The following is a 25,547-nucleotide window of genomic DNA, read 5'->3' as shown; positions in this document are numbered from 1 at the left end:
ACGATGGGCGGCATGCTCGCCTTTGTCCCCGCCGCGCTGTTTTTCGTCCTCTTCTGCGTGAGCGTGCGGGAGGACCGCCGACGCTTCCGGAACGCGGTCCTCCTGGGCCTCACCCTCATGTTCGGGTCGATCGGCCTGCTGTTCCAGATACCCCAACTGCCGTCACCGCTGGACGCGATCGCGGTCCTGCTGGTGCTGGTCGTGCCGACGCTCGGCACGCTCGTCCTCGGCGGCTACCTGATCCGCAACGGCCTGACGATGCTCCGCAAGGAGGGCCGCAGTCCGACCAACATGCTGTCCATGGCGGCGGGGCTGGGCATCTTCGCGCTGATCGCGCTGGTCCTCGGGGTGGCGGGGCGGGGCTCCCGGACCGTGGACACGGTGGTGGCGGGCCTGGTCATGCTCGTCGGCTACGTCTCCTTCCTCTTCCTCTGCTTCCTCGCGTACGCCTTCCTGTACGGGCGGATCACCGTGCGCGGCGACGTCGACTACGTGGTGGTGCTGGGCTCCGGGCTCATCTGCGGCGAGCGGGTGTCCCCGCTGCTGGCGTCCCGGCTGGAGAAGGGCCGGCAGATCCACGACGCCCAGGCGGCCCGCGGCGGCCGGACTCCGCTGCTGCTGGTCTCGGGCGGGCAGGGGTCGGACGAGAAGCTCTCGGAGGCGCGGGCGATGGCCGACTGGCTGATCGCGCGGGGTGTCCCGGAGGAGCGGATACGGCTGGAGGACCGCTCGACCACGACGCAGGAGAACCTCGCCTTCAGCCGCACGATCATGGCCGACGCGGACCCCGGCTACCGCTGCGTGGTCGTCACCAACAACTTCCACGCCTTCCGGGCCGCGATGACGGCCCGCACGGCCGGGGTCAACGGCCAGGTGCTCGGCTCCCCGACGGCCACGTACTTCTGGCCGAGCGCCACCCTCCGCGAGTTCGTCGCGGTGTTCTGGGGGCACCGGACGGTGAACCTGAGCATCTGCGCGGGGATAGCGGCCGTGACGGCACTGGCGGCCATCGCCACGGCATAGACGCGACCCGGGCGCCGCGGCGGGCGGGCCGGAGGGCCGGGGCGGTCGGCGGGGGCGGTCGGCGTGCGGCGGCCCCGAGCCGCAGGCCGATCTTGTCCATGGGGAGGAGGTACGGGGCCGAAGTGCGTTCATGGCGATGTCGCCGGAGGATGAGGGAACCGGGGGCATGGAAGCCCCGGGGCATTCCGAGGAGGTATCCCGATGGACAGTGAATCGGGCCAGCAGCCCAATCGGCCGGCCAAGCTCTTCAGCGGCGGGGAACGGCCGTACGACCCTGAGGACCTCGTGATGGTGCAAGGCATGGAGCCGACTCCGGAGCGGCTCGAGAAGGCGCGCCAGCTGATCGAGAAGGAGGGTCCGCAGGTCATCGAGCGCTACCTGCCGTAGTGGGGCGGTGGCACGTACGAAGCTGCTGGTGGCCCCGACCGGGGCGGCGTTCCCGGGCCGGGGCCGCACGCGCACCGCCGCGAAGGGCTGCGCGCATCCGGCCGACCCGACCGCATCCAGAATCGGTGAAGGATCGTTAAGGCGCGCGGGGGGTCTGATTTCGGAGGCACCGCCATGCAGACGATCACCATCGACTGGGACCACCCCACCGAGCCGCGCCAGAGCCGCGAACGGGAGCACGTACGGGACTACGTGAGCACCGGCGGACTCGACGGCCACCTGTGGCACGGGGTCCCCACCCTCCTGCTCACCACGCTCGACCGCGCCACGGGCCGGACCTCCCGGACCCCGCTGATCTACGTCGAGGACGGGGGCCGCCACATCGTGCTGGCGGCCGACTGGGGCGCCCCGGAGCACCCGGCCTGGTACCGGAACCTGACCGCCCACCCGGAGGTCCGCCTCCAGGTCGGCGCGGCCGTCTTCCAGGCCACGGCGCGCACGGCCCGCCCGGTGGAGCGCGAGGTCTACTGGCCGGCGATGACGGCCCTGTGGCCCCTCTTCGACGACTACCAGGCGGCCGCCTCCCCCCGCGAGATCCCCCTGGTGATCATCACCCCGTAGCCCCGGCGGCGCCCGCACTCAGGCGTGGTCGTAGACGGTCACGGCCACGCCCCGGGCGCACAGGGCCCCGGTGATCAGCGGCTCGACGCGGGACCACTTGCCCCCGGCCAGCCCGCAGCCGATCCGGGGCATGTGGACCGAGGCCCCGAGCGCGAGCGCGTGCCCGCCGAGCGCCGTCAGGCTGCGCTCCAGCGCGTCGTAGCGGATCGGCGGGCCGCCGCTGCCCGTGCGTATGCCCCGCTGGGCGACCATGTTGGCCACCCAGGTGTCCGGCCGCACCTGGACCAGCCGGACCGCGCCGAGGCCGAAGTCGTTGCCGCTGCGCAGCCGGTGCCAGGCCCGGAACTCCCGCTCCGGCTCGGGCCAGCGCTTGGAGAGGGCCAGCACGAAGCCCTTGCCCCAGCCGCCGATGTCGTTGCAGACGTGCGCGATGATCTTCGGCCCCTTGGCCTGCGGACTGGTCGCGTCCCCCGCGATGATCCGAAGCTCCTCCATGTCCCGCCCCTTCCCCCACTGACGAGACTAGGGGCGGGCACCGACAACGGCGCGCGGCCGGGGCCGCGGGGTCACAGGTACTCGCGGGCGAATTCCATCGCCCATTCCACCGCCGCGATCGGGACGCTGCCCGACAGGGGGTCGATGGTCAGGCGGGCGGCCTCCCAGCCCTGGTCGTGCTCGCGGTGGATCGCGAAGTGCGCCGGTTCGGCGTCCTGGGCGGCTCCGCCGTCGCCGCCGTCACCGCCCCCGCCGCCCTCCCCGCTCCGCGGTGCGACCAGGAACTCGATCGCCCGGTCGTCGCCGTCCGTGCCCACCGTGCTGATCGCCATGTCGCCGACCACGAATTCCACCGCCGCGCCCCCGCCCTCTCACGCCTCCGACCGCCGTCCGAGACAAGCCTGCGCCGCGGCGGTTCCGCGACGCATGAGTGCGCGTACTCATGCCCGTACTCAGCCCCCGTACGCGCCCCCGACGTGACGAGTGCAACACCGCGGATCCGGCGCCACCCGGGACCCACCCATTCCGCAGGTCGCGGCGGGCGGTGGCCGCCGTTTCCAAGGGCGGACCGGGCCGTCACCGTCCCATCATGCGAAACGGGACATATCCCTCCCCCATCCCCGTTCCGAATACCTCGGCGGAGCGGCCGCGCGGCCCGTAAGCTCCCGTCATGCAGGTGATCCAGTCAACGAAACTCGCCAACGTCTGCTACGAGATCCGCGGGCCCGTGCTCGAAGAGGCCATGCGGCTCGAAGCAGCAGGTCATCGCATCCTCAAGCTGAACACCGGCAACCCCGCGGCCTTCGGCTTCGAGTGCCCGCCGGAGATCCTCGAGGACATGCTCCGCAACCTGGGCAACGCCCACGGGTACGGGGACGCGAAGGGGCTGCTCTCCGCGCGCCGCGCGGTCATGCAGCACTACCAGACCAAGGGCATCGAGCTGGACGTCGAGGACATCTACCTCGGCAACGGCGTCTCCGAGCTGATCCAGATGTCGATGCAGGCGCTGCTCGACGACGGCGACGAGGTGCTGGTCCCGGCGCCGGACTACCCCCTCTGGACCGCCTCCGTCAGCCTCGCGGGCGGCACCGCCGTGCACTACCGCTGCGACGAGCAGTCCGACTGGATGCCGGACCTCGCCGACATCGAGCGCAAGGTCACCGACCGCACCCGCGCGATCGTGATCATCAACCCGAACAACCCGACCGGCGCCGTCTACGACGACGAGATGCTGCGCGGGCTCACGGACATCGCGCGCCGCCACAGCCTGGTCGTCTGCTCCGACGAGATCTACGACCGGATCCTCTACGACGGCGCCACGCACACCAACACCGCCGCCATCGCGCCCGACCTGCTGACGCTCACGTTCAACGGGCTGTCCAAGAACTACCGCGTCGCCGGCTACCGGGCCGGCTGGATGGCGGTCTGCGGCCCCAAGAAGCACGCCTCCTCGTACATCGAGGGCCTGACGATCCTGGCCAACATGCGGCTGTGCGCCAACATGCCCTCGCAGCACGCCGTCGCGACGGCCCTCGGCGGCCGGCAGTCCATCAACGACCTGGTCCTTCCGGGCGGGCGGCTGCTGGAGCAGCGCGACACGGCCTACGACCTGCTGACGCAGATCCCCGGCATCACCTGCGTGAAGCCGAAGGGCGCGCTGTACCTGTTCCCGAAGCTGGACCCGGCCGTCTACAAGATCAAGGACGACCGACAGATGGTCCTCGACCTGCTGCGGGCCGAGAAGATCATGGTGGTGCACGGTACGGGCTTCAACTGGTCCGAGCCCGACCACTTCCGGATCGTGACGCTGCCCAACGCCAAGGACCTGGCGGACGCGGTCACCCGGATCGGGAAGTTCCTGGACGGGTACGGCCAGCCGTAACGGGTCCGCCGGCACTCATTGCCGGATCGAGCACAACTTTAGAACGGATCCAATGTAGGATGGCCTCCTGACCACGCAGGAGGCCTCCTCATGTACGAGCCGATCCGCACGAAGTCGGTCGTCCACCGCGTGGGCGGCCACCACTCCGACAGCCACTCCGGGTACCCGCACAGCAGCCGCGCGGAGGCGCTGGACACCCAGCTCGCCGGGCACCTCGCGGCCCTGCTCGCCGTCACGGACGAGCTCGGCCTCGACGGCGCCGCCGCGCGGATCGCCGCGCAGGTGGCGCGGCTGCGCGGCGCCGAGCCGGCGCGGGCGGCGCGCGCCGACATCGCGGGTACCGCCGATCTCCTCGCCCTGCACCGGCGCGCCCACGACCTCGCCGGGCGGGCGCTGGTCGTCGCCGCGTCGCGTGCCGACACCACCGTGGCGATCCTCGCCGCCGAGCGCATGGACGCCCATGCCGCTGCCCTGGCCTCGCGGGACCTGGCCGGCAGCCACTGATCGGCCCCGGTCCGGGGCCGCGGAGGCTCCGGACCGGGTGCCACCTTCATCCGGCGGTGCCGGCTCCGGCCGGCGTGAACTCCGCCGCCGCGACCCCGCACCAAGGCGTCGCCGAGGCCGGCCAGATCGGGCCCAGGGCTTCCGCGTGCTCCGTCGCGGCCGGGGCCACTCCCGGGAGCTTCACCAGGGCCTGCGGCGGCCGGGCCGCGGCCGGGTCCGGGTCCGGGGTGGCCCGCTCGCGGAACTCGACCGTGACCACGTACGCGCCCGTGCCCTCGGGCCGGCCCGCCACCTCCACCGTCGCCACCACGCGGTGGCTGCCGGGGTCGATCCGGCAGCCGGTGACCCGTACGTCCTCCACCGCCGGTCGCGGCGCCGCCGCGCCCGGCTCGCCGCTGGCCCACACGTACAGGCCCAGCGGGGCGAACACCAGCAGGCCGGCCAGGACCGTCAGGCCGACCGCCCAGCCCTGCCACTTCAACGCGCTCACGCCCATGGGACGATCCTCCCGGCCCACCGCCCCGCCTGCCAGCACCGGCCGATCCACACAGCATTTCGAAGTGGGACCGCCTGGACACCTGACGTTCATTCAACTTGACGCGGAATGTGGGTTTCCGCGAGCACGCTGCACCCGTGAGACGCATCCTAGGCATCGCCCTGGCGGTCCTCCTCCTCGGCGGCGTGATCGCCGTCGCGCTCGCCGGAGGAGAAAAGACCCCATCCACGGCAACGAAGACCGTGAGGGGCGTCGTCGGATCCGAGAAGTCCGAATACTTCCGGGACCCTGACGTCGTCAAAGCCCTGGCCGACAAGGGCTACACCGTGAAGACCGAAACGTCCGGCTCCTGGGCGATGGACCAACTCGCCCTCAAGGACTTCGACTTCGCCTTCCCCAGCAGCAGCGAGCCCGCCCCGGAGATCGAGGCCGCGGCCGGCGTCAAGGGCGCCCAGACCACCAAGCCGTTCTTCTCCCCGCTGGTGGTCATCGCCCGCGCCAACGCCGCCAAGGTGCTCGCCGACAACGGCCTCGTCAAGATGACCGGCAAGAACTCGGGGACCCTCCTCATGGGCCCCTACCTCAAGGCGGCCGCCGAGGACCGCAAATGGCAGCAGCTCTCCGGCTCCGCCGAATTCGCCGAGCTGACCGGCACGGTGTTCATCAAGACCACCGATCCGACGACGTCCAACTCCGGGGCGCTGTTCCTGGCCGCCACCTCGAACGTCGCCAACGACAAGACGGTGGTCTCCGACGACGCGGGGATCGACCGCACCGCGCCCCTGATGCAGAAGCTGATCCGCGTCCAGGGCGCCCTGGAGCCGAGCACCGACGACCCGTTCCGGGCCTTCATCTCCGGCAGCGGCGAGCCGCTCATCCTGGCGTACGAGTCCCAGGTGGCCTCCTTGCTCCAGCAGAAGCCGGAAACGGGGGCCGCCGACAACATGGTCGTGCTCTACCCGGACACCACCGTCAACTCCCCGCACACCTTCGTGCCGATCAGCGAGAACGCCAAGGAGCTCGGCTCCCTCCTCGCCAACGACCCGAAGCTGCGCGCGCTGGCCGTCCGGCACGGGTTCCGGCCGCAGAACGGCGTGCCCGAGTTCACCGCGGCCACCGCCTCGCACGCCGCGTACCTCAACCCGGAGCTGGCCGGCATCCGCCAGGTCAGCGCACCGACCGTCAAGATCCTCATGGCGCTTGCCGCGCGCGCCAAGGGCTAGGGGGGACACCGCACATGACTTTGACACCACCCGAGGAGAGCCCGCTCGTCCTCACCGCCCCCGAGCCCGTCGCCCCCGTCAAGCGGGAGCAGGCCTCGGGCCTCGTCCCGCTCCAGGACGGGGTGCGCGAGGAGATGGCCCGCCGGGCCGGGGAGTACGTCGGCTCGCTCGCCGGGATCGACACCCGCTCCCCCGAGTTCGCGAGCCGCGTCGGGGAGATATCCGCACTCGGCGCCGGCGACATCCGCAACGCCGCCCAGCAGTCCAACCGGATGCTGGAGCGGGCCGTACGGTCGCTGGGCACCGACGGGGGCGGCGACGCCCAGGCCCGCGTCGCGGGCTCCCTGGTCGAGCTGCGCCGCACCGTCGAGGACCTCGACCCGCGGGACACGCCCGCCAAGGGGGCCCGCAGGCTGCTCGCGAAGCTGCCGGGCGGCAACAGGTTCCGCGACCACGTGGCCAAGTACGCCTCCTCGCAGGCCACCCTCAACCACATCGTGGGCTCGCTGCGCGGCGGCCAGGACGAGCTGCGCCGCGACAACGCGGCCCTGCACACCGAGCGGGCCCGCCTGTGGGAGACCATGGGCAAGCTCCAGGAGTACGCGGTCCTCACCGAGGCCCTGGACGCGGCCGTGGAGGAGCGGATCGCCGAGACCGGGCACCGCGACCCGGCGGCGGCCGACGTGATGCGCGCCGACCTGCTCTTCCCGGTCCGGCAGAAGCACCAGGACCTGCTGACGCAGCTGGCGGTGTGCGCGCAGGGATACCTGGCGATGGACGTGGTCCGGCGCAACAACGACGAGCTGATCAAGGGCGTGGACCGGGCCGCCACCACCACCGTGTCCGCGCTGCGGATCGCCGTGATGCTGGCCTCGGCCCTCGACAGCCAGCGCAAGGTGATCGAGCAGGTCAACGCCTTGAAGGGCACCACGGAGGACCTCATCCGGGGCAACGCCGACATGCTGTCCACGCAGAGCGGCGAGATCCAGCGGATCGCCGCCGACCCGGCGGTGGGGGCCGAGACGCTCCGTACGGCCTTCGCGCAGATCTACAAGACGCTGGACGCGATCGACACGTACAAGGCGCAGGCGACCGAGAACATGGCCGCCACCGTCGAGTCCCTGACCGGGGAGCTGCAGACCGCCTCGGCCTACCTGGCCCGTACGCGCACCTCCGGTGTGCTGGAGGGCGGGGAGCGATGAGCGTTCACGGCGCATCGGTGCGCAGACGGCTGGCCGCGGCGGTCGCGCTCGCCGCGACCTGGCTCGGGGCCTCGGCCTGCGACTCCGGCTCTCCGGATCCGGCGAAGCCGACCCAGTCGAAGTACCAGGAGGGCAAGCTGCGGGTGCTGGCCTCCAGCGAACTGGCCGACATGGAGCCGGTGCTGAAGGCCGCGAAGGCCGCCACCGGGGTTTCCGTCGAGCTCACCTGGTCCGGCACGCTGGACGCGGCCGAGCAGGTGGCCTCCGGGAAGGCCGACGGCAAGTACGACGCGATCTGGCTGTCCTCCAACGACTACCTGCGGCTGCGCCCCGAGGCCGCCGGGAAGCTCAGCAGCGAGACTCCGGTGATGTCCTCGCCGGTGGCGCTGGGCGTACGGGCGCAGGCGCTGGCCCGGCTCGGCTGGAAGCCGGAGGAGGTGACCTGGTCGGCGGTGCACGAGGCGGTCGCCGCCGGGAAGCTGACGTACGGGATGACCGACCCGGTGCGCTCGAACTCCGGTTTCTCCGCGCTGATCTCGGTGGCCTCCGGGCTGTCGGGCGCGCAGGCGGCGCTGACCGACGCGGACGTGAAGACGGCGCAGCCCAGGCTGAAGGAGTTCTTCGGCGGGCAGAAGCTGACCTCCGGCTCCTCCGGCTGGCTGGCCACCGCGTACGCCAAGCGCGGGGACGTGGACGCGCTGGTGAACTACGAGTCCGTGCTGCTGTCCATGAACCGGGACGCGCAGGCGGGCCTGACGGTGATCCGGCCGCGCGACGGGGTGGTCACCGCCCACTACCCGCTGACCCTGTTGACCTCGGCCCCGGCCGGGGCCCGCGAGTCGGGGCGGGCGCTGACCGACTGGCTCAGCGGCGCCGAGGCGCAGAAGGCGATCACCGAGAAGACCTTCCGCCGGCCGGTCGCGGCCGGGGTGCAGCCGGCGCCCGGGCTGAACGCGGACAAGCGGCGCGAGCTGCCGTTCCCGGGTACCCGCTCGGTCGCGGACGGTCTGCTGGCCTCCTACGAGAACGAGCTGCGCCGGCCCTCGCGGACGGTGTACGTGCTGGACACCTCGGGTTCGATGGCCGAGCAGGACCGCATCGGTCGGCTGCGGTCGGCGCTCACCGAGCTGACGGGGACGGGTGATTCGGGAACCGGACAGCGGTTCCGGGACCGCGAGGAGGTGACGCTCCTGCCGTTCGGCGACAAGGTGAAGAAGGTGCTGACGCACGTCGTCGAGCCGGGCAATCCGGGGCCCGCGCTGGATGCGATCCGGGGCGATGTGAAATCGCTCCAGCCGGAGGGGGGTACGGCGGTGTACGGCAGTCTGAAGGCCGCGTACGAACACCTGGGCAAGGGCAACGCGGACGCGTTCACCTCGATCGTGCTGATGACGGACGGGCAGAGCGGCGACAAGGCGAAGGACTTCGACGCCTTCTACGCCGGGCTGCCGGAAGCGCAGAAGCACACGCCGGTCTTCGCGGTGCTCTTCGGGGACTCGGACCGCAAGGAGCTGGCCCACATCACCGAACTGACCGGCGGGCGGCTCTTCGACGCCACCGACGGCAACGGTTCGCTGGACGGAGCCTTCGAGGAGATCCGTGGCTACCAGTAGATCCGCCGCGGGGGCGCTCCGCTACCTGGAGTCGAAGAAGAACCTGGTGGGCTGCGCCTGCGGGGTGGCCGGGCTGGGCCTTGCCGTCACCGGGGCGGCGGGCACCTACTGGCCGGTGGTCGTGGCGGGGCTGTACGGCGCGGGCGCGCTGATCGCCCCGCCGGAGCGGCCGGCGCCGCCCGGGCCCCGGGGTCCCTCGCAGCAGCTGGACGACATACGGGAGCGGTTCGGCCGGCTGCGGGAGTACGTGGCCGAGGTGGACCTGCCGGATCCGGCCGAGGGCCGCCTCGCGGAGCTGATGGAGCTGTACGGGGCGCTGCTGGAGCCGGGGTGGGTGGCCGATGTGCTGGCCGCCGACCCGGAGTCGGTGCACGCGCTGTCGCGGGCGATCGAGCTGGACGTGCCGGAGTGCGTGGACACGTACAACCGGACGCGCTGGTGGACCCGGCTCACCCCGGGCGGGGAGTCGCCGGAACGGCACCTGGAGCGGCAGCTGTCGCTGCTGCACGAGGAGGCGGAACGCCTGACGGCGGACCTCCGCGAAGCAGAGGCCCGCCGTCAGCAGACGCACACGACCTACCTGGAGGAGCGCGGACAACACTCCTGACAGGTATGGGGCCGGTGCTGCGGTGGGAACCGCTTGGTCGGGGGCTCCCACACCCAGGTGCCCGGAGTCGCCTCCGGACAGGTCTTTCAGCCCAGGCGCTCGACGAGCGCGTGGTACTGGTCCCACAGCTCCTTGGGAGTGTGGTCGCCGTAGGTGTTCAGGTGCTCGGGGACCAGGGAGGCCTCGTCGCGCCAGACCTCCTTGTCGACGGTGAGCAGGAAGTCGAGGTCGGCCTCGGGGAGGTCCAGACCGTCCAGGTCGAGGGAGTCCTTGGTCGGCAGGATGCCGATGGGGGTCTCCACGCCGGCGGCCTTGCCGTCGAGCCGCTCGACGATCCACTTCAGGACGCGGCTGTTCTCGCCGAAGCCGGGCCACACGAACTTGCCCGCGTCGTTCTTGCGGAACCAGTTCACGTAGTAGATCTTCGGGAGCTTGGACTGGTCCTTGCCCTTGGCCACGTCGACCCAGTGGCCCATGTAGTCGCCCATGTTGTAGCCGCAGAACGGCAGCATGGCGAACGGGTCGCGGCGCAGCTCGCCGACCTTGCCCTCGGCGGCGGCGGTCTTCTCGGAGGCGATGTTCGAGCCGATGAAGACGCCGTGGTTCCAGTCGAAGGACTCAGTGACCAGCGGGACGGCGGAGGCGCGGCGGCCGCCGAAGAGGATCGCGGAGATCGGGACGCCCTTGGGGTCCTCCCACTCGGGGGCGATCGTCGGGCACTGGGAGGCCGGGACGGCGAAGCGGGCGTTGGGGTGGGCCGCCGGGGTCTCGCTCTCCGGGGTCCAGGCGTTGCCCTTCCAGTCGATGAGGTGCGCGGGCGCCTCTTCGGTCATGCCCTCCCACCAGACGTCGGAGCCGTCCGGGGTGAGCGCGACGTTGGTGAAGACGGTGTTCGCGTACATCGTCTTCATGGCGTTGGCGTTGGTGTGCTCGCCGGTGCCGGGGGCGACGCCGAAGAAGCCGGCCTCGGGGTTGATCGCGTACAGGCGACCGTCCTCGCCGAAGCGCATCCAGGCGATGTCGTCGCCGATGGTCTCGACCGTCCAGCCGGGGATCGTGGGCTCCAGCATGGCCAGGTTCGTCTTGCCGCAGGCGCTCGGGAACGCGGCGGCGACGTACTTCGCCTCACCCTGCGGCGGGGTGAGCTTGAGGATCAGCATGTGCTCGGCGAGCCAGCCCTCGTCGCGGGCCATGACGGACGCGATGCGCAGGGCGTAGCACTTCTTGCCGAGCAGGGCGTTGCCGCCGTAGCCCGATCCGTACGACCAGATCTCGCGGGTCTCGGGGAAGTGCGAGATGTACTTGGTGGTGTTGCAGGGCCACGGCACGTCCGCCTGGCCCTCGGCGAGCGGAGCGCCGAGGGTGTGGACGGCCTTGACGAAGAACCCGTCGGTGCCGAGCTCGTCGAGGACGGGCTTGCCCATGCGGGTCATGGTGCGCATGGCGACGGCGACGTAGGCGGAGTCGGTGATCTCGACGCCGATCGCGGAGAGCTCGGAGCCGAGGGGGCCCATGCAGAAGGGGACGACGTACATCGTCCGGCCCTTCATGGAGCCGCGGAAGATACCTTCCTGCCCGGCAATGCCCCCCTCACCGGTGAAAAGGGCCTTCATCTCGGAAGGAGCCTTCCAGTGGTTGGTCGGGCCCGCGTCCTCCTCCTTCTCGGAGCAGATGAAGGTCCGGTCCTCGACGCGCGCGACGTCGGACGGGTCGGAGGCGGCGTAGTACGAGTTGGGTCGCTTGCCCTCGTCCAGCTTCTTGAACGTGCCCTTGGCGACGAGCTCCGCGCACAGGCGCTCGTACTCGGCCTCGGAGCCGTCGCACCAGACGACCCGGTCCGGCTGGGTGATCGCTGCGATCTCGTCCACCCAGGAGATCAGCTCCTGGTGGGTCGTCGGGACGGAAAGGGGAGCCGCGTTCTCGCGCGCCACGATTGCTCCTTGAAGAGGGGTTGTTTGGTGTTTGCCCCGTGGGGGCTGCGACCCGGATGCTTCGCGCTCCGCTCATCCGGTGCCGACCGCACTCATCTGATCATCCGGTGCGTGTGCGCATATGTCCAGGGGGCCTCTCACGTGAGCATCGCCACTCCCGTCAATCTTCCGTAAAGCGCACTAACGGAAACCTACGGACCCGTAGGTAGCATGGCGGCCATGACTTCTGACGCCGCCGCCGCTCCGGCCGCACCGGAGGCCAAGCCGCTCATGCGCGGCTGGCTGCACACCGGGATGTTCCCCGCCGTGGTCGTCGCGGGCCTGGTGCTGATGGCCTTCACCGAGTCGACGCGGGCACGGGTGGCGTGCGGGGTGTACATCCTCACGGCCTGCCTGCTGTTCGGCGTCAGCGCCGTGTACCACCGCGGCACCTGGGGTCCGCGGGGCGAGGCCATCCTGCGGCGTCTCGACCACGCCAACATTTTTCTGATCATCGCGGGGACCTATACCCCGCTGACGGTGCTCCTCCTCCCGCCCTCCACCGGACGGACGCTCCTGTGGGCGGTGTGGATCGCGGCGGCGGCCGGCATCGCCTTCCGGGTCTTCTGGGTCGGCGCCCCGCGCTGGCTCTACACCCCCTGCTACATAGCGATGGGCTGGGCCGCGGTCTTCTTCCTGCCCGACTTCCTGCGCACCGGCGGCATCGCCGTCCTGGTCCTGGTGATCGTCGGGGGGCTCCTCTACAGCGCGGGCGGCGTGATCTACGGGATCAAGCGCCCGAACCCCTCCCCCCGCTTCTTCGGGTTCCACGAGGTCTTCCACTCGCTGACCCTGGCCGCCTTCGTGGCCCACTACGTCGGCATCTCCCTCGCCGCGTACCAGCACTGAGCCGGGCCGCGACCCCGGCGGAGCCCCGGCGCCCATCGGCGCCGGGGCTCCTTCGGTCGCGGGCGGCTACGTGCAGGCGTAGCCATCGCCGTCCGGGTCCAGCCGCAGCGGGTCGCTGCCGTTGACCTTCATGCGCTTCGGGTACTGGTGGGAGGCCAGCCAGTCGCAGCGGGCCTTCGTGGTCTCCTTCACCTCCGCCGGGAACTTCGTCGGCACGCACTGGCTCGCCGTCCCGTAGTGGCGGTCGCAGCCGGCCACGGTCGGGGCGACGGGCGCCGAGTCCCGCTTCCCGGGGTTCTGCCGGGGGGCCGCCTGCGGGGCGTCCGCGAAGTCGTGGACGTGCGGGGACGGGGCCTCGTCCGTGGCCGCGAGCGCCGACGCGCCGCCCAGGTGCACCCAGGTCGCCACCGACGGGATCCCGTTCGCGTCGACGCCGAAGAGCATGTACCAGCCGGGCGGGGCCAGGTTCGGGTTGCTGGTGACGTTCAGGTCGACGGTCGTGTTGTTCACCACCGACAACGGCAGGTCCACGTACCGCTGGTTCGGGTCCGAGGAGTGCGTGACCGCCGCCGGACGGATCAGCTCCGCCTTGGCGATCGGCCGGTCGACGGTGATCCGCTGCGTGTCCCCGTACACCCACTGCGTGTCGATCACCGAGGTGAGCTTCGGGCGCGCGCCCTTGAAGAGGTACGGCGGGGTGTAGATCGACACGTTGTTGTTGTACGTGCCGTTGCCGGGATTGTCGCCGACCGTCATGACGCGCCCGTCGGGCAGCAGGAAGGCGCCCGAGTGGTACGTCCGCGGGATCGGGTCGGCCGGCAGCCCGGCCTTGTAGGTGTTGGTCACCGGGTCGAAGAACGAGGCCTCGTAGACGGGGTCGGCCCGGTCGTGCAGCCCGCCGCCGGTCTCCAGCACCTTGCCGTCCGGCAGCAGGACGGCCGACACGTACATCTTGCCCTCGGCCCCCGTCTGCGCCCGCTTGGCCCCGCCCACGTCGACGATGCCCTGCGGCAGGTCGGGCCCGGCGGTGTACGCGGGGCTCGGCGCCTTGAGGTCGATGAGCTCGGTGAGCCGGTTGGCCGCCGGGTTCGACTCGTTGTTGCCGCCGCCGATCGTCAGGACCCGCTGGTCCTGCGCGGGCGGCAGCAGCACGCTCGCCGACTCGTCGCGCTCGTCCTTCTTGCGCAGCCCGGGCACGTCCGTGATCGTGTTGGCGTTGTAGTCGTAGATCGACGCGCCGCTGCCCTGCGTGCCGTTGCCGAAGGTGTGGCTGCCGGAGTAGAAGAGCCGCCCGTCCTGCATGAGGATCATGGAGGGGTACAGGCCCCAGTAGGACCAGGTCTGGTTGACCTCGTTCATCGGCAGCCACTTGTTCTGCGCCGCCGAGAACCTCTCCGCGGTGACGTTGCCCGTCGAGTCCTCCTTCAGGCCGCCGAAGGAGATCACGTCGCCGTTGCCGAGGATCGTCGCCGACGGGTACCAGTGCCCGCCGTTCAGGTCGTTGGTCTTCGTGTACGCCTCGGTCGCCGGGTCGAAGACGTAACTGTCCTTCAGTCCCTGGTAGCCGATCTTGCCGTCGGCGGACGGGTACCCCTTGTTGCCGCTCATGACGAGCACCCGGCCGTCCGACAGCTGCACGTGCCCCGAGCAGAACATGTCCACGGGCGTCGGGATCGTCTTGAAGGACCCGTTCGCCGGGTCGTACACGGCCGAGGTGAACGTGCCCGCGTTGAACTGGGCGATGTCGTTGCCCGAGCCCGCGATCAGCAGCACCTTCCCGTTCTTCAAGACCACGGCGTGCATCGAGCGCACCGGATTCTTGGCCGGGATGACCTCCCACTTGCCCTTGGCGCACTGCTCGGCCGTGCCCGTGCACCCCGGCTGCGGCGGGGCCGCGCCCACCTCCTCCAGCGCGTAGTCGTCGGTGGTGAGCGTGCCCACGCCGTAGACCGAGAGCCCCCACGTGATCTTGTCGGTGCCGGGCGGGACGGCGGGCGTACGGACCTCCGTGCGCGCCCAGCCGGCGCTGACCGGAGGATTCTGCAGGTCGGTCCAGTACTGCCAGCCCGCGGTGGTGTCGTGGCGGAACACCGTCACCGACACGTCCGGGGTGTTCGACTTGTACCAGGCGGACAGGTCGTACTGCCGGCCCGGTACGACGGTGGGCGCGCAGGTGGTGTTCTCGGTGACGAGCGCCTTGCGGTCGCCGCTGAGGCGGCGGGTGAGGGAGACCTTCATCGCCTTGGTGCCGCTGTGCGCGTCGGCGACGGTCGCGTAGGTGAAGTCGTTGTCGCCCCAGCCGGACTTCTCCCAGCAGGACGGCATGTCCGCGCCGGGTGCGCCGGCGGTCTCGAAACCGGAATTGGTGAGCAGATTGGGCGGTCCGGCCGTGGCCTGCTGCGGTGCGGTGAGCAGCAGGCCCGCGGTCATCGCCCCGACGGCGGCCAGGGCGGCGCGCCGCCCGGCCTTCCGCCGGATGTTCGCTGGCATGGACGGTTCCCTTCTGTCTGTGCGGCGGCTCTGTGCGGCTCAACTCCTGGTGGTGCGGGCGGTACGGGTCGTGCGCGGCAGGTAGACGAGGGCCTCGGTGGCGGCGAACCGCAGGACGAAGGTGGTGACCAGGGCCAGGGCCGTGGCGGGCAGCACCTCCATGCCGAACCTGGCGACGAACAGGGCGATCAGCGGGATGCGCAGCAGCAGGTCGGCGTTGGCCAGCAGGGCGAAGCGGCCGATGCGGTCCGCCCAGTGGCGGTGGCGGCGGCGGTCGCGGAAGAGCAGGGCCTCGATGAGGACGAAGTTCCAGAGCACTCCGGCCTGGTTGGCGGCGATCTCGGCCGGCAGGTAGTGCACCCCGGCGTGCGTGAGCAGCCACAGCGCGAACAGGTTCGGGACGAAGCCGGAGAGCCCGATCAGTCCGAAGCCGATCATCCGCGCCAGCGGGGTCGCGGAGCGCAGCGCGGCGAGGTGGGCCAGGAACCGCATCCCCTCGCGGGCGCCGGACTTGGACTCGCCGGAGTAGCGGTCCTGGAAGACGAACGGCACCTCGGCGACCCTGGCGGGCCGGCAGCGCACGACCAGCTCCAGCAGGATCTTGTAGCCGAGGGGTTTGAGGGCGTCCGCGGTGACCACCGGGCGGCGCATGGCGAAGAAGCCGCTCATCGGGTCGCTGATCCCCCGCAGGGCCCGCGGGAAGAGCCCCTTGGTGAGCCAGGTGGCGCCGCGCGAGACGGCGATGCGGTAGCTCCCGGCGAGACCGGCCCGGCTGCCGCCGGGGATGTAGCGGGAGGCGACGACGAGGTCGGCGCCGGTGCGCTCGCCCTCGCCGACGAGCTCGGGCACCAGGTGGGGCGGGTGCTGGAGGTCGGCGTCCATGACGACGATCCAGTCGGTGTCGGCCCGCTTCACGCCTTCGACGACGGCTCCGCCGAGGCCTCCGAGCCCCTGCTCGCGGTGCAGGACGGAGACCGGGAAGGGCAGGTCGAGGGCGGCCTTCTCGATGACCGCCGGGGTGTCGTCCGTGGAGTCGTCCACGAACAGCACCCGGCAGGGCAGGCGGGCGGGGAGCGAGTCGGCGAGCCGGCTCAGCAACTCGTCGATGTTCCCCGCCTCGTTGAAGGTCGGGATGATGAGGGTGACGCTTCCCGGCGACACCTCCCCGACGTCCGCCCCCTCCCCCGGAATGGAGACTTCCGGATCGCTCGGGGCGTGCGGGGTCCACAGGTCCTCGCTCATGGCGGATCAGCTCCCGTCGGCTCGGTCGGTCCTGCGGATCTCGATGCGGTCCTCGCCGGAGCCGAAGACGGCCACCGCCGTCGAATGCTCCAGCGCGGCCTTCACGTTGGGCAGGTCCACCGCGTCCCGGCGGACGGTGGGCGAGGAGACCACGTAGTCGATGTCGCGCCAGCCGCGCGGCAGGGTCTCGGTGACGGCGGGGTCGAGGTCGGCCTTGTAGAACCAGATGGCGCCGAGCCCGGGCTCGAAGCCGCGGTGCACGGCGTCCAGCCAGAGCGCGTCGTCGACCAGGACCCGGGTGTGCCCGGGGTCGGGGACCTCCCGGCCGAGCCAGGCGGCGGCGGCCCGGTACGGGGCGTTCGCGTCGGCCGTGAGCGCGGTGCGGTCGCCCTCGTACCAGCGCGGCAGGACGTACGCCGCGGCGGCCGCGGCGAGTACGCCGATCAGCACGCGGCGGCCGCGGGTGAGCGCCCGGCGCTCCCCCGGGGCGCGGCGGCGGCGCAGCACGGCGTGCGTGATGCTGGCCGCGCCCCCGGCGAGTACCAGGGCGAGGAAGGGCAGCGCCTGGATCACGTACATCGCGGGCAGGTAGCCGGAGGGCCGCATCGCGACGGCCGCCAGGATCACGGCGGCGAGCGCCGGTCCGGCCAGCGCCCGGGCGGTGACCGACCACTTGAGGGTGGCGAGCAGCAGGAGCGCCCCGGCCAGCCCGCCGAGCGGCAGGACGGTGTCGTAGTACAGCCAGGACCGGAACACGCCGTTCGAACCGGAGCCGGGGGTGAGGATGAAGCCCGAGCCCGGGCGGCTCATCTGGTACGTGATGCCGTCGATCAGCGAGACGTGGCCGGCGCCGGGCAGCAGTTCGCTGTTGAGCAGCGCGTACAGGGGGTACGAGAGCCCGATGAGCGCGCAGGCGGTGACGGCTCCGGTGACGGCGAACTTGCGGGTGTCGCGGTGGCTGTGACGCCACATGGTCACCAGCAGCGCCGGGAGCACCACCAGCATCGTCTCCTTGGTCAGGACGGCGGTGGCGGCCGCGAGTCCCGAGCCGAAGTGGTGCCACAGGTGGCGGCTGGGGGACGCGGCCAGGCAGAAGGCCAGCAGCATCCACATCACGGCGAGGTTGTCGAGGAAGATCTCCCGCTGCAGCACCACGGAGAGCGGGGAGAGCCCGAAGAGGGCCATCGCGAGCCCCGCGGCCCAGCGCGGCAGCCAGAGCCTGCGGGCGAGCACGTAGATCAGCACCGAGCTCGCGGCCGAGACGGCGAGCATCGAGAAGCGCATCGGCGCGACGGTCATCCAGTCGGGCACGAGGAGCGAGGGCAGGTAGGTCAGGCCGGCGATCTGGATCCAGCCGAGCGGCGGGTGGTCGTACCAGTACGTGTAGTGCGCGAGGCCGTCGCCCTGCTGGACGGCCCACGCCTGGGCGAGGTACGTGCCCTCGTCGTCGCTCAGGGTCGGGAAGTGCGTGATGTTCCAGCCCTGGACGAGGACGATCGCGAGCAGGACGGCCCCGCAGAGCAGCAGGTCGGGGCGGGAGGAGCGGAAGCGGACGAGGGGGTGGGCCGGAGCGGGCGGCCGGACCCCGAGGCCGCCGGGGCGGGTCCGCTGCTGCGGGATCAGAGGTGCGGTGGCCGTGGCGGTGGCGGCGCCGGTTGCGTCGGCCGTGACGGTGCCGGGCTGGGGATCAGTGGCCGTGGGCAGGGTGGCGGTCACTGGTTTCCGTCCTCTCGGATCGCGGTGGACGCGCCGGCGGTGGACACCCCGGCGGTGGCGCTGATCGGAGCGAGGTGGGCGCCGGTGTGGCTGGTCAGCTCCCACTCGTTGCGGCCGCGCTGCTCGCGCCAGACGGCCCGGATCGCGGCGCCCGCCAGCATCACCTGGTAGAACGGGCCCCCGACGACGAGCTTGAGGTAGTGCACGAAGCGGACGCGCAGCCCGTACTGGCGGCCGAAGTCGTGCAGGCCGACGATCTCGAAGACGAACGTCACCATCGCCGTGATCATGGGGAGGAAGGTGATGATCGCGATGCCGACGGGTACGTCGAGCAGGACCGCGACGGCGAAGTTGAGCGGGATGATCACCCCGGAGGCGGCCTGCATGAACGGGGTCATCAGCGTGTAGCGGGCCAGCCAGCGCTGGCCGCGGCCGGGCAGCTGCTGCCAGTCCTTCTTCCGGTAGACCTGGAGGAAGCCCTGGTTCCAGCGGGTGCGCTGCTTCAGCAGGCTCATCAGCGAGCCGGGCGTCTCCTCGCGGGTGACCATGTCGGAGTCGTAGGCGACGACGACCTTCTTGCCGACCGAGGAGAGCCTTACGCCCAGGTCGCAGTCCTCGGCGAGGCAGTTCTGGTCCCAGCCGCCGGCCTCGCGGAGCACCTCGGTGCGCACGAAGACGGTGTTGCCGCCGAGCGGGATGAACCCCTTCTCGGCGTGCAGGTGCAGCCGGGAGCGGAACCAGAAGAAGTACTCCAGGCAGTTGCGCAGGCTGTACCAGGAGGAGTGGAAGTTGATGAGCTGGACCCCGCCCTGGACCACGTCGGCCGCGGTGGAGCGGAAGGCGTGGTCGACGTGGGCGAGCAGCTCGGGGTGGACCTGGTCCTCGGCGTCGAAGACCCCGACGATGTCGCCCCGGCAGTGCGGGAGGGCGGTGTTGAGGGCCTTCGGCTTGTTCTTGGCCTCGTGGTGGTCGACGACGACCCGTACCCGCTCGGGCGCCCGCGCGGCGGCGGCCTCGGCGACGGCGGCGGTCTGCGGGTCGTCGTGGCCGACGATGACGATGATCTCGTAGTCGCCGTGGCTCGATTCGAGCAGCCGCTCGATCGTGTGGCGCAGGACCGCCTGCTCGTGCCGGGCCGGCAGGAGCAGCGAGAAGGCCAGCCGGCCCTCGCCGTCGGGGCGGTCGAAGCGCGTCGAGGCGAGCGTCTCGGGCGTGCGCCACGCGTGCATCTGCCACCACAGCGTGAAGGCGGCCATCCAGAAAAGCGCAAACGAAATCACGGATATGACGACAGAGGTGTACAAAACGTCCCCCACAGACATGCCGCGACACCAGGCGGCGATCGGCAAACCCCCCAGGGGATCGAGGCGGGCCCCCCGGCCCGCCCGCCCCTGCTTCCCCCAGCTCCCCCTGCTCCCCCTCGGGCACACCCCCCGGTGCGCCCGCTCAGCGGCTCCCCAGTGACGTCCGCAGACATGAGAGTAGGCAGCGAAAATGAAACTCAGGAGCCGCGGGGATAAAAACCAGGTTTCCGAATTGTGGGACGAGCAACCGGAATTGACGGTACTCCGGCGGATTTACGGATGAACCGCACCCAACTGATCGGCAAGCTCGACCGGGTCTGTCGTAGGCCGCGCGCAGACGAAATGTCGACACACATACGCCGTCGGAAGGTCGTGTACGAGTGTGCGCTCGGCCAGGAGGGGGAACTCGCCCCCGCTGCCGTCGGCCGCGCGTGGCAGCCCGACCGCCACAACCGCCCCGGGAGCCGTCCCCAGCAACGCCGTCCGGTGAAGCCCGGCCAGCGCCGGATCCTCCGGATGCCCCACCACGGCCACCTCGCGCGGACCGTCGAGCAGCGCCTCGGCGACCGAGAGCCCGTGCCCGATGAAGCGCGGCACGCGCGGACCCAGGGCGTGCACGACGCCGAGGGCCCGCTCGGCGGCCGTGCGGTGCGCCTCGGAGCCGGTGTGGGCGGCGTACGAGAGGAGCGCGCCGGCCGCGGCCGTCCAGCCGGAGGGGGTGGCGGTGTCGGTCGGGTCCTGGGGGCGGCGGATGAGCCGCTCGGCGTCGTGCGCGGTGTCGTAGAGGGAGCCGTCCTCGGCGGTGAACCGGTCCAGGACGAGGTCGACGAGGAAACCGGCGAACTCCAGCCAGACGCCCTCGCCGGTCACGGCCGCCAGCGCGAGGAAGCCCTCGGCGACGTCGCCGTAGTCCTCCAGGACCCCGGCGTTGGCTCCGACGCGGCCCCCCTTGCTGGTCCGGGCCAGCCGCGCCCGCCCGTCCATGTGCACGCGAACGAGCAGGTCGGCGGCCTCCGTTGCCCGTTCGACCAGGTCCGGCCGGTCGAAGTACGCCCCGCACTCGGCCAGCGCCGCGATCGCCAGGCCGTTCCAGGCGGCGACGACCTTGTCGTCCCGGCCGGGCGCGGGCCGCTCGGCGCGCGCCGCGAGCAGCCGCTGCCGGATGCCGGCGACGGCCGCGGCGTCCACGACGGGCCCGTCCTGCGGCAGCCGGAGGACGGACGTGCCGTGCTCGAAGGTGCCCTCGTCGGTCACCCCGAAGTAGGCGGCGGCCAGCGCCGCGTCGTCCGCCCCGAGCACCTCGGCCAGCTGGGCCGGGGTCCAGGCGTAGTACGCCCCCTCGACGTGCGCACCGGTCTGCGGGTCCTCGCTGTCGGCGTCGAGCGCGGAGGCGAAGCCGCCCTCGGCGGTGCGCAGCTCGCGCACCATGAAGTCGGCGGTCTCCAGGGCGACGCGACGCGCGAGGTCGGACCCGGTGGCCCGCCACAGGTGCGCGTACACGCGGCACAGCAGCGCGTTGTCGTAGAGCATCTTCTCGAAGTGGGGGACGATCCACTCCCGGTCCACGGAGTACCGCGCGAACCCGCCCCCGAGCTGGTCGTAGATCCCGCCGCGGGCCATCGCCTCGCAGGTGTCGGCGGCCATCTGCAGGGCCCCCTCCGCCCCGGTGCGCGCGTGATGGCGCAGCAGGAACTCCAGCACCATGGAGGGCGGGAACTTCGGCGCCCCGCCGAATCCGCCGCGCACCGCGTCGTACTCGCGGGTCAGTCCGAGCAGCGCCCCCGCGAGCTCCTCGGGACCGGGCGTACCGGCCTTGCCGTAGTCCAGCTTCCGCCCGGCGAGGTCCCGTACGATCCGCTGCGCGACCTCGGCCACCTCCTCGGGCCGCCCCACCCACGCGGTCCGCACGCCTTCGAGGACCTCCATGAAGGAGGGCATCCCGTGCCGGGGCTCGGGCGGGAAGTAGGTCCCGAAGTAGAAGGGCTCGGCGTCGGGGGTGAGGAACACGGTCATGGGCCAGCCGCCCTGCCCGGTGGCTGCCTGCACGGCTTCCATGTAGACGGCGTCGACATCGGGCCGCTCCTCGCGGTCCACCTTGATGTTGACGAAGTGCTCGTTCATGTAGGCGGCGGCCAGCTCGTCCTCGAAGGACTCGTGCGCCATGACATGGCACCAGTGGCAGCTGCTGTACCCGACGCTGAGCAGGACGGGCACCCCCCGCTCCCGCGCCTGCGCGAACGCCTCCGGCGACCAGGGCCACCAGTCGACGGGATTGTCCGCATGCTGCAGCAGATACGGCGAGGTCTCATGAGCAAGGCGGTTCGACATGCCCCCAATCCTGCCGCACCTGGTGGGACGCCGCCGGGACCGGAGGGCGGCGTGCCACCCCACGTCGGCGGGGGTCCGGGCCCGCCGGTCCGGCCTCCCCGCGTCGACCGGAGGGCGCATCCGCGGGGTGGAACGTACATATATGCGCGGGGGCGGGGGGAGTTGGGCCAACTCCCTCTGATCTAGCTCAGATTCACTCGCGCTCGCGACAGTCCCGGCGGACACTTGGGGCCACGTTGCCGGAGCTCTCTTGAGGGGGATGCCGATGCGGGACAGCCATCGCGGCGAGGCCGAGCGACTGTTGGAGCGGGCCGCGGACGAGGAGGCCCGGCGGGGGGCCGGGGCCGGCACGCCGGTCGACAGGGCGGCGCTGATGGCGCGCGGCCTGGAAGCGCTGGACGCGCTCGCGGCGAGCGCCGCCGAGGAGTACGAGGCGTACGTACGGGCCCTGGACGAGGCGGCGGCGGGGGACGAGTCCCTCGGCGAGGCCTTCCGGCGCGGCAACACCTCGACGGCGCTGCTCGTGACGGCGGTTGCGGCGGCCGCGGCCGTCGGGGCGGACCTGTCGCTCGGCGTGGGGGCGGGCACGGCGCTGGCCGCCGGCGCCGTCACCGGCATCGCCGGGGCGGTGGCCACCGTCGCCAAGGTGACCGCCCTGCACCTGCCCGCCGCGAACCGCCGGGCCGGGGTGCGCGGCCGCCCCGGCGGGCCGGAGCAGCTGAGGCTGCAGTGGCTGACGGCGCTGGAGGTGCGCGGGATACGCCCGTTCCTGGAGCAGCAGCGCGCGGTGGCCGCCGCGGCGCGGGCGCCCCGGCAGACCTCCCGTCCCACGGCTCCCCAGCTGCGCGGGGCCGACCGCAGCGCGGAGGCCCGGCGGCGCAGCGTACTGGAGCAGTCCTTCGCCCAACTCCCGCAGCCCGCGGCCTCGTTCGCTGGGAGGCGGGCCGAGCTGACCCGGATCGCCCAGTGGGTGCAGGCGGCCCGGGCCAGTACGGAGACCCGCCCGGTGGTCGTGGTGCTGCACGGGGAGCCGGGCGTGGGGCGCACGGCCCTGGCGCTGCGCGCGGCGGACGCGCTGCGCGACCAGTTCCGCGGGGCCTGCGTGGTGGACCTGCGGGGCGGCTCGCTCGGCGGGGAGGCGCCCCTGCCGATCCGGGAGGCGCTGCTGCACCTGCTGAACCGGCTCGGCGCCCCGCGCGAGCAGCTGCTGTTCCGCGAGGGGTCCTCGGCGGAGCAGCAGGTACGGCGCCTCGGCGAGCTGTACCACCAGCACCTCCAGGGGCTGCCGGTCACGGTGCTGCTGGACGACGCGGTGGACGCGGAGCAGGTGCGGATGCTGGTGCCGGAGCGGTCGGAGAGCCTGGTGCTGGTCACCGCCCGGGAGCCGCTGGAGCTGCCCGGCCTGTCGGCCTGGGTGCACCAGCTCCCGGTGGAGCGGCTGGCCCGGGCGGAGGGCGCGGAGCTGGTGCGCGCCGGAGCCGAGGCGGCCGGCACGTCCCCGGCCCCGACCCAGCCCCAGGCCCCGTACAAGGAAGGGGAAGGGGAAGGGGAGGGAGAGGGGGACCTGCGGGGCCTGCTCGCCCTCGGCGCCGGCCTCCCGCTGGCCCTGCGCGTACTGGCCCCCCTGGCCCCGCTCGGTCCGGCCGAAGCGGAAGCCCCGGGCGGCACCGACACGCTGGAGGGCGCCCTCGCGCTGGCCTACGCACGCCTGCCCGAGGAGCGGCGGCGGCTGCTGCGGCGCCTCACGCTCGCCGGGCGGGCCTCGCTCGGGCCCTCGGCCGCCGCGGCCCTGATCGACGCGGACCGGGCGGCGGCCGGGCTGCTGATGCGCGAGCTGGCGCAGGCGGGCCTGCTGGACCACGTGCGCGGGGAGCGGTACCGGATGCACGACGCGGTGCGCTCGTACGCGCAGGAGCGGCTGGCGGCGGACGAGGACCGCGCCGAGTCCTCGGCGGCGCACGGCCGGCTGATCCGCAACTACGCGCAGCTCGCCGACTCGGTGATCCGGATGGTCGACGGCAAGATGTCGACGCGCGCCAACCACTTCGGGGGCCACGGCTTCCCCTCGCTCGACGCGGCGCTGCGCTGGCTGGACGAGGAGTCGAGCTTCATCACGGCCGCGCTGCGGCACTCGCAGGACGTGGACCAGCAGGCGGTACTGGACCTGCTCGGCGCGCTCTGCGACTTCTGCCTGCTGCGCGGGGACCTGTACCGGCTCGGCGAGATCAACGAGCTGACGCAGGCGGTCGAGGCCGCGCGCCGGGGCGAGCCCGGCCAGGGCCGTCTGGTCCGCTCCGTGCAGTGGCGTACCGGCATCGCCGCCCGCCAGCTCGGTGAGCTGGACAAGGCCCGCACCACGCTGACCTCGGTGGTCGACCAGTACCGCGAGGCCCACCAGGACGCCGGCGCGGGCATGGCCCTCATCTCGCTCGGCATCACCCTGCACCACCAGGGCCAGCTCCCGGAGGCCGCGGCCCGCATCCGCGAGGCGCTGGTGCTCCAGGAGCCGCAGGAGCTGGCCGGCGACCGCGCGTGGGCCCTGCACGCCCTCGCGGCGGTGGAGCGGGACCGGGCGCACCTGGCGGAGGCGATGCAGCTGCTGGAGCAGTCCCTCGCCCTGCACCGGGAGAGCGAGAGCGTGCACGGGGAGGCCTGGGCGCACTTCCAGCTGGGGCAGGTGTACCTGCGGCTCGGCGACGTCCCGGGGGCGGAGGCGGAGCTCAAGCCGGCCCTGGACCTGTACGGGCGTACCCGCGACGAGCGCGGCCAGGCCTGGGCGCTGACCCAGCTGGGCCGGGCCCGGGTGGTCGACGGGGACCCGGGCCCGGCGGTGGAGCGGCTGCGCGAGGCGCTGGCCAGGCACCGGGAGCAGGAGGACGCGCGCGGCGAGGCCTGGACGCTCTACTACCTCGGGCAGGCGCTGGAGGAGGGCGGCGAGCGCGACCAGGCGGTGCGGGAGCTGGAGCGGGCCCGCACGATGTTCTCGCGGATGCGGGACGTGTACGGGCTGGCCCACGCCCGCCACCACTCGGGCCGGGTCACGCGCGACCAGCGGGCGGCGCAGACGGGGAACCTGCGCAACTCCGGGTTCGCACGGCAACTGCTGATGGACGCGCGGGCGGACTTCCGGCGGATCGGGCTGGCGCACGGGGAGGCGTGGACCTGCCTGGAGCTGGCGGTGATCGACGCGGGCAACGGCCGGGTGTCGCAGGCGCTGGGCCTGTGCGAGGAGGCGGCCCGGCTGTTCATCTCGTACGGGGACCGGCGCGGGGAGGACTGGGCCCGCTTCCTGCGCTGCACGCTGCTGCCGTACGCGCTGCCGGGCGCGGGCGTGGAGGAGGCCCGGGCCGAGCTGGCCCGGCTGGCCGCGGCCCCGCACGCGATGCGGGACGGGCGGCTGGAGGACGGCCTGGACGCCTACGCGGTGGTGCTGGGGCGCGGGGTGGACCCGGCGGAGGGCTGGCAGGCGTGGCGGCTCGGGCTGGTCCCGAACCTGCACTCGCGGGAGATCATGGGAGTCCCGATGCCGCCGGCCCCGCCGGCCGTGTGACCACGGAGCCGGGCATGCGCCGTCGCCGCCCCTCCCGCCGGACGG

At 72.3% G+C, this 25,547-nt stretch carries 20 protein-coding genes; 11 read left to right on the top strand and 9 right to left on the bottom strand.

Going from position 1 to position 25,547, the window contains the following annotated elements:
• The first annotated feature begins 12 nt into the window (after window positions 1-12).
• From ACFYZS_RS00305 to ACFYZS_RS00295, 3 genes are all read left to right on the top strand, one after another.
• Entirely contained in the window at window positions 13-1,023 is a 1,011-nt protein-coding gene (locus ACFYZS_RS00305; RefSeq protein WP_389005248.1) for a YdcF family protein, read from the top strand.
• A gap of 201 nt (window positions 1,024-1,224) precedes the next feature.
• On the top strand, window positions 1,225-1,410 hold the full coding sequence (locus ACFYZS_RS00300; RefSeq protein ID WP_030159484.1) for a hypothetical protein: 186 nt from the start codon (window positions 1,225-1,227) through the stop codon (window positions 1,408-1,410).
• A gap of 174 nt (window positions 1,411-1,584) precedes the next feature.
• The gene (locus ACFYZS_RS00295; RefSeq protein WP_389005246.1) at window positions 1,585-2,031 is read left to right on the top strand and encodes a nitroreductase family deazaflavin-dependent oxidoreductase; all 447 of its coding nucleotides are present in this window, start codon (window positions 1,585-1,587) and stop codon (window positions 2,029-2,031) included.
• Between the two features lie 18 nt (window positions 2,032-2,049).
• Here ACFYZS_RS00295 and ACFYZS_RS00290 read toward each other — a convergent pair whose 3' ends face one another.
• Together ACFYZS_RS00290 and ACFYZS_RS00285 are read right to left on the bottom strand one after the other, a co-directional pair.
• Entirely contained in the window at window positions 2,050-2,526 is a 477-nt protein-coding gene (locus ACFYZS_RS00290) for a macro domain-containing protein (RefSeq protein WP_389005244.1), read from the bottom strand.
• A gap of 71 nt (window positions 2,527-2,597) precedes the next feature.
• Window positions 2,598-2,879 (bottom strand): hypothetical protein, encoded by a 282-nt coding sequence (locus ACFYZS_RS00285; RefSeq protein WP_389005242.1) that lies wholly within the window; start codon window positions 2,877-2,879, stop codon window positions 2,598-2,600.
• Between the two features lie 317 nt (window positions 2,880-3,196).
• Here ACFYZS_RS00285 and ACFYZS_RS00280 point away from each other — a divergent pair, with 317 nt between their 5' ends.
• Complete coding sequence (locus ACFYZS_RS00280) at window positions 3,197-4,408, top strand: pyridoxal phosphate-dependent aminotransferase (protein ID WP_389005240.1); 1,212 nt, start codon at window positions 3,197-3,199, stop codon at window positions 4,406-4,408.
• A gap of 90 nt (window positions 4,409-4,498) precedes the next feature.
• Window positions 4,499-4,912, top strand: coding sequence for a hypothetical protein (locus tag ACFYZS_RS00275; protein WP_389005238.1), 414 nt, complete (start codon window positions 4,499-4,501; stop codon window positions 4,910-4,912).
• A 46-nt stretch (window positions 4,913-4,958) separates the two neighbouring features.
• Here the strand turns inward: ACFYZS_RS00275 and ACFYZS_RS00270 are convergent, their stop codons facing one another.
• A complete protein-coding gene (locus tag ACFYZS_RS00270) occupies window positions 4,959-5,402 on the bottom strand; it encodes a hypothetical protein (protein ID WP_389005236.1) in 444 nt (147 codons plus the stop codon).
• 143 nt (window positions 5,403-5,545) lie between these two features.
• On the opposite strand from ACFYZS_RS00270, the gene ACFYZS_RS00265 reads away from it, so the two are divergent.
• Genes ACFYZS_RS00265 through ACFYZS_RS00250 form a run of 4 tightly spaced genes read left to right on the top strand, consistent with a single transcriptional unit; the run spans window position 5,546 to window position 10,053 of the window.
• The gene (locus ACFYZS_RS00265; protein ID WP_389005234.1) at window positions 5,546-6,631 is read left to right on the top strand and encodes a hypothetical protein; all 1,086 of its coding nucleotides are present in this window, start codon (window positions 5,546-5,548) and stop codon (window positions 6,629-6,631) included.
• Between the two features lie 14 nt (window positions 6,632-6,645).
• Window positions 6,646-7,833, top strand: a complete 1,188-nt coding sequence (locus tag ACFYZS_RS00260; RefSeq protein ID WP_389005232.1) for a toxic anion resistance protein — start codon at window positions 6,646-6,648, stop codon at window positions 7,831-7,833.
• Entirely contained in the window at window positions 7,830-9,446 is a 1,617-nt protein-coding gene (locus ACFYZS_RS00255; RefSeq protein ID WP_389005230.1) for a substrate-binding domain-containing protein, read from the top strand. The genes ACFYZS_RS00260 and ACFYZS_RS00255 overlap by 4 nt, the downstream gene beginning before the upstream one ends.
• Window positions 9,433-10,053, top strand: a complete 621-nt coding sequence (locus ACFYZS_RS00250) for a hypothetical protein (protein ID WP_389005228.1) — start codon at window positions 9,433-9,435, stop codon at window positions 10,051-10,053. Before ACFYZS_RS00255 ends, ACFYZS_RS00250 begins: the two co-directional genes overlap by 14 nt.
• Before the next feature lie 86 nt (window positions 10,054-10,139).
• Here the strand turns inward: ACFYZS_RS00250 and ACFYZS_RS00245 are convergent, their stop codons facing one another.
• Window positions 10,140-11,984, bottom strand: coding sequence for a phosphoenolpyruvate carboxykinase (GTP) (locus ACFYZS_RS00245; protein WP_389005226.1), 1,845 nt, complete (start codon window positions 11,982-11,984; stop codon window positions 10,140-10,142).
• Window positions 11,985-12,194: 210 nt separating this feature from the next.
• Between ACFYZS_RS00245 and ACFYZS_RS00240 the strand changes: the two genes are divergently transcribed.
• A complete protein-coding gene (locus ACFYZS_RS00240; protein ID WP_351770162.1) occupies window positions 12,195-12,872 on the top strand; it encodes a hemolysin III family protein in 678 nt (225 codons plus the stop codon).
• Between the two features lie 66 nt (window positions 12,873-12,938).
• Here the strand turns inward: ACFYZS_RS00240 and ACFYZS_RS00235 are convergent, their stop codons facing one another.
• The 5 genes from ACFYZS_RS00235 to ACFYZS_RS00215 all read right to left on the bottom strand — a co-directional run bounded on the left by ACFYZS_RS00235 (window position 12,939) and on the right by ACFYZS_RS00215 (window position 21,952).
• Window positions 12,939-15,362, bottom strand: a complete 2,424-nt coding sequence (locus ACFYZS_RS00235; RefSeq protein ID WP_389005224.1) for a galactose oxidase-like domain-containing protein — start codon at window positions 15,360-15,362, stop codon at window positions 12,939-12,941.
• 39 nt (window positions 15,363-15,401) lie between these two features.
• Window positions 15,402-16,604, bottom strand: a complete 1,203-nt coding sequence (locus ACFYZS_RS00230) for a glycosyltransferase (protein WP_389005222.1) — start codon at window positions 16,602-16,604, stop codon at window positions 15,402-15,404.
• Between the two features lie 6 nt (window positions 16,605-16,610).
• A complete protein-coding gene (locus tag ACFYZS_RS00225) occupies window positions 16,611-18,320 on the bottom strand; it encodes an ArnT family glycosyltransferase (RefSeq protein ID WP_389005220.1) in 1,710 nt (569 codons plus the stop codon).
• Entirely contained in the window at window positions 18,317-19,642 is a 1,326-nt protein-coding gene (locus ACFYZS_RS00220; protein ID WP_389005218.1) for a glycosyltransferase, read from the bottom strand. Before ACFYZS_RS00220 ends, ACFYZS_RS00225 begins: the two co-directional genes overlap by 4 nt.
• 255 nt (window positions 19,643-19,897) lie before the next feature.
• Window positions 19,898-21,952, bottom strand: a complete 2,055-nt coding sequence (locus tag ACFYZS_RS00215) for a thioredoxin domain-containing protein (RefSeq protein ID WP_389005216.1) — start codon at window positions 21,950-21,952, stop codon at window positions 19,898-19,900.
• A 265-nt stretch (window positions 21,953-22,217) separates the two neighbouring features.
• Between ACFYZS_RS00215 and ACFYZS_RS00210 the strand changes: the two genes are divergently transcribed.
• Window positions 22,218-25,502: a tetratricopeptide repeat protein gene (locus ACFYZS_RS00210; protein ID WP_389005214.1), complete on the top strand. Its 3,285-nt coding sequence runs from the start codon at window positions 22,218-22,220 to the stop codon at window positions 25,500-25,502.
• Window positions 25,503-25,547: the final 45 nt, after the last annotated feature.

The organism is Streptomyces sp. NPDC001903, from assembly GCF_042891345.1.
Taxonomy (GTDB): domain Bacteria; phylum Actinomycetota; class Actinomycetes; order Streptomycetales; family Streptomycetaceae; genus Streptomyces.
The sequence above is the reverse complement of the archived record's forward strand: the minus strand, read 5'-3'. Positions and strand labels throughout refer to the sequence as shown.

Bases quoted from the DNA above. Each gene is read 5' to 3' on its own strand.
- ACFYZS_RS00235 (WP_389005224.1), bottom strand. From the start codon at position 15,362: ATGCCAGCGAACATCCGGCGGAAGGCCGGGCGGCGCGCCGCCCTGGCC.
- ACFYZS_RS00300 (WP_030159484.1), top strand. From the start codon at position 1,225: ATGGACAGTGAATCGGGCCAGCAGCCCAATCGGCCGGCCAAGCTCTTC.
- ACFYZS_RS00280 (WP_389005240.1), top strand. From the start codon at position 3,197: ATGCAGGTGATCCAGTCAACGAAACTCGCCAACGTCTGCTACGAGATC.
- ACFYZS_RS00290 (WP_389005244.1), bottom strand. From the start codon at position 2,526: ATGGAGGAGCTTCGGATCATCGCGGGGGACGCGACCAGTCCGCAGGCC.
- ACFYZS_RS00295 (WP_389005246.1), top strand. From the start codon at position 1,585: ATGCAGACGATCACCATCGACTGGGACCACCCCACCGAGCCGCGCCAG.
- ACFYZS_RS00220 (WP_389005218.1), bottom strand. From the start codon at position 19,642: ATGTCTGTGGGGGACGTTTTGTACACCTCTGTCGTCATATCCGTGATT.
- ACFYZS_RS00215 (WP_389005216.1), bottom strand. From the start codon at position 21,952: ATGTCGAACCGCCTTGCTCATGAGACCTCGCCGTATCTGCTGCAGCAT.
- ACFYZS_RS00240 (WP_351770162.1), top strand. From the start codon at position 12,195: ATGGCGGCCATGACTTCTGACGCCGCCGCCGCTCCGGCCGCACCGGAG.
- ACFYZS_RS00275 (WP_389005238.1), top strand. From the start codon at position 4,499: ATGTACGAGCCGATCCGCACGAAGTCGGTCGTCCACCGCGTGGGCGGC.
- ACFYZS_RS00260 (WP_389005232.1), top strand. From the start codon at position 6,646: ATGACTTTGACACCACCCGAGGAGAGCCCGCTCGTCCTCACCGCCCCC.
- ACFYZS_RS00305 (WP_389005248.1), top strand. From the start codon at position 13: ATGCTCGCCTTTGTCCCCGCCGCGCTGTTTTTCGTCCTCTTCTGCGTG.
- ACFYZS_RS00230 (WP_389005222.1), bottom strand. From the start codon at position 16,604: ATGAGCGAGGACCTGTGGACCCCGCACGCCCCGAGCGATCCGGAAGTC.
- ACFYZS_RS00210 (WP_389005214.1), top strand. From the start codon at position 22,218: ATGCGGGACAGCCATCGCGGCGAGGCCGAGCGACTGTTGGAGCGGGCC.
- ACFYZS_RS00255 (WP_389005230.1), top strand. From the start codon at position 7,830: ATGAGCGTTCACGGCGCATCGGTGCGCAGACGGCTGGCCGCGGCGGTC.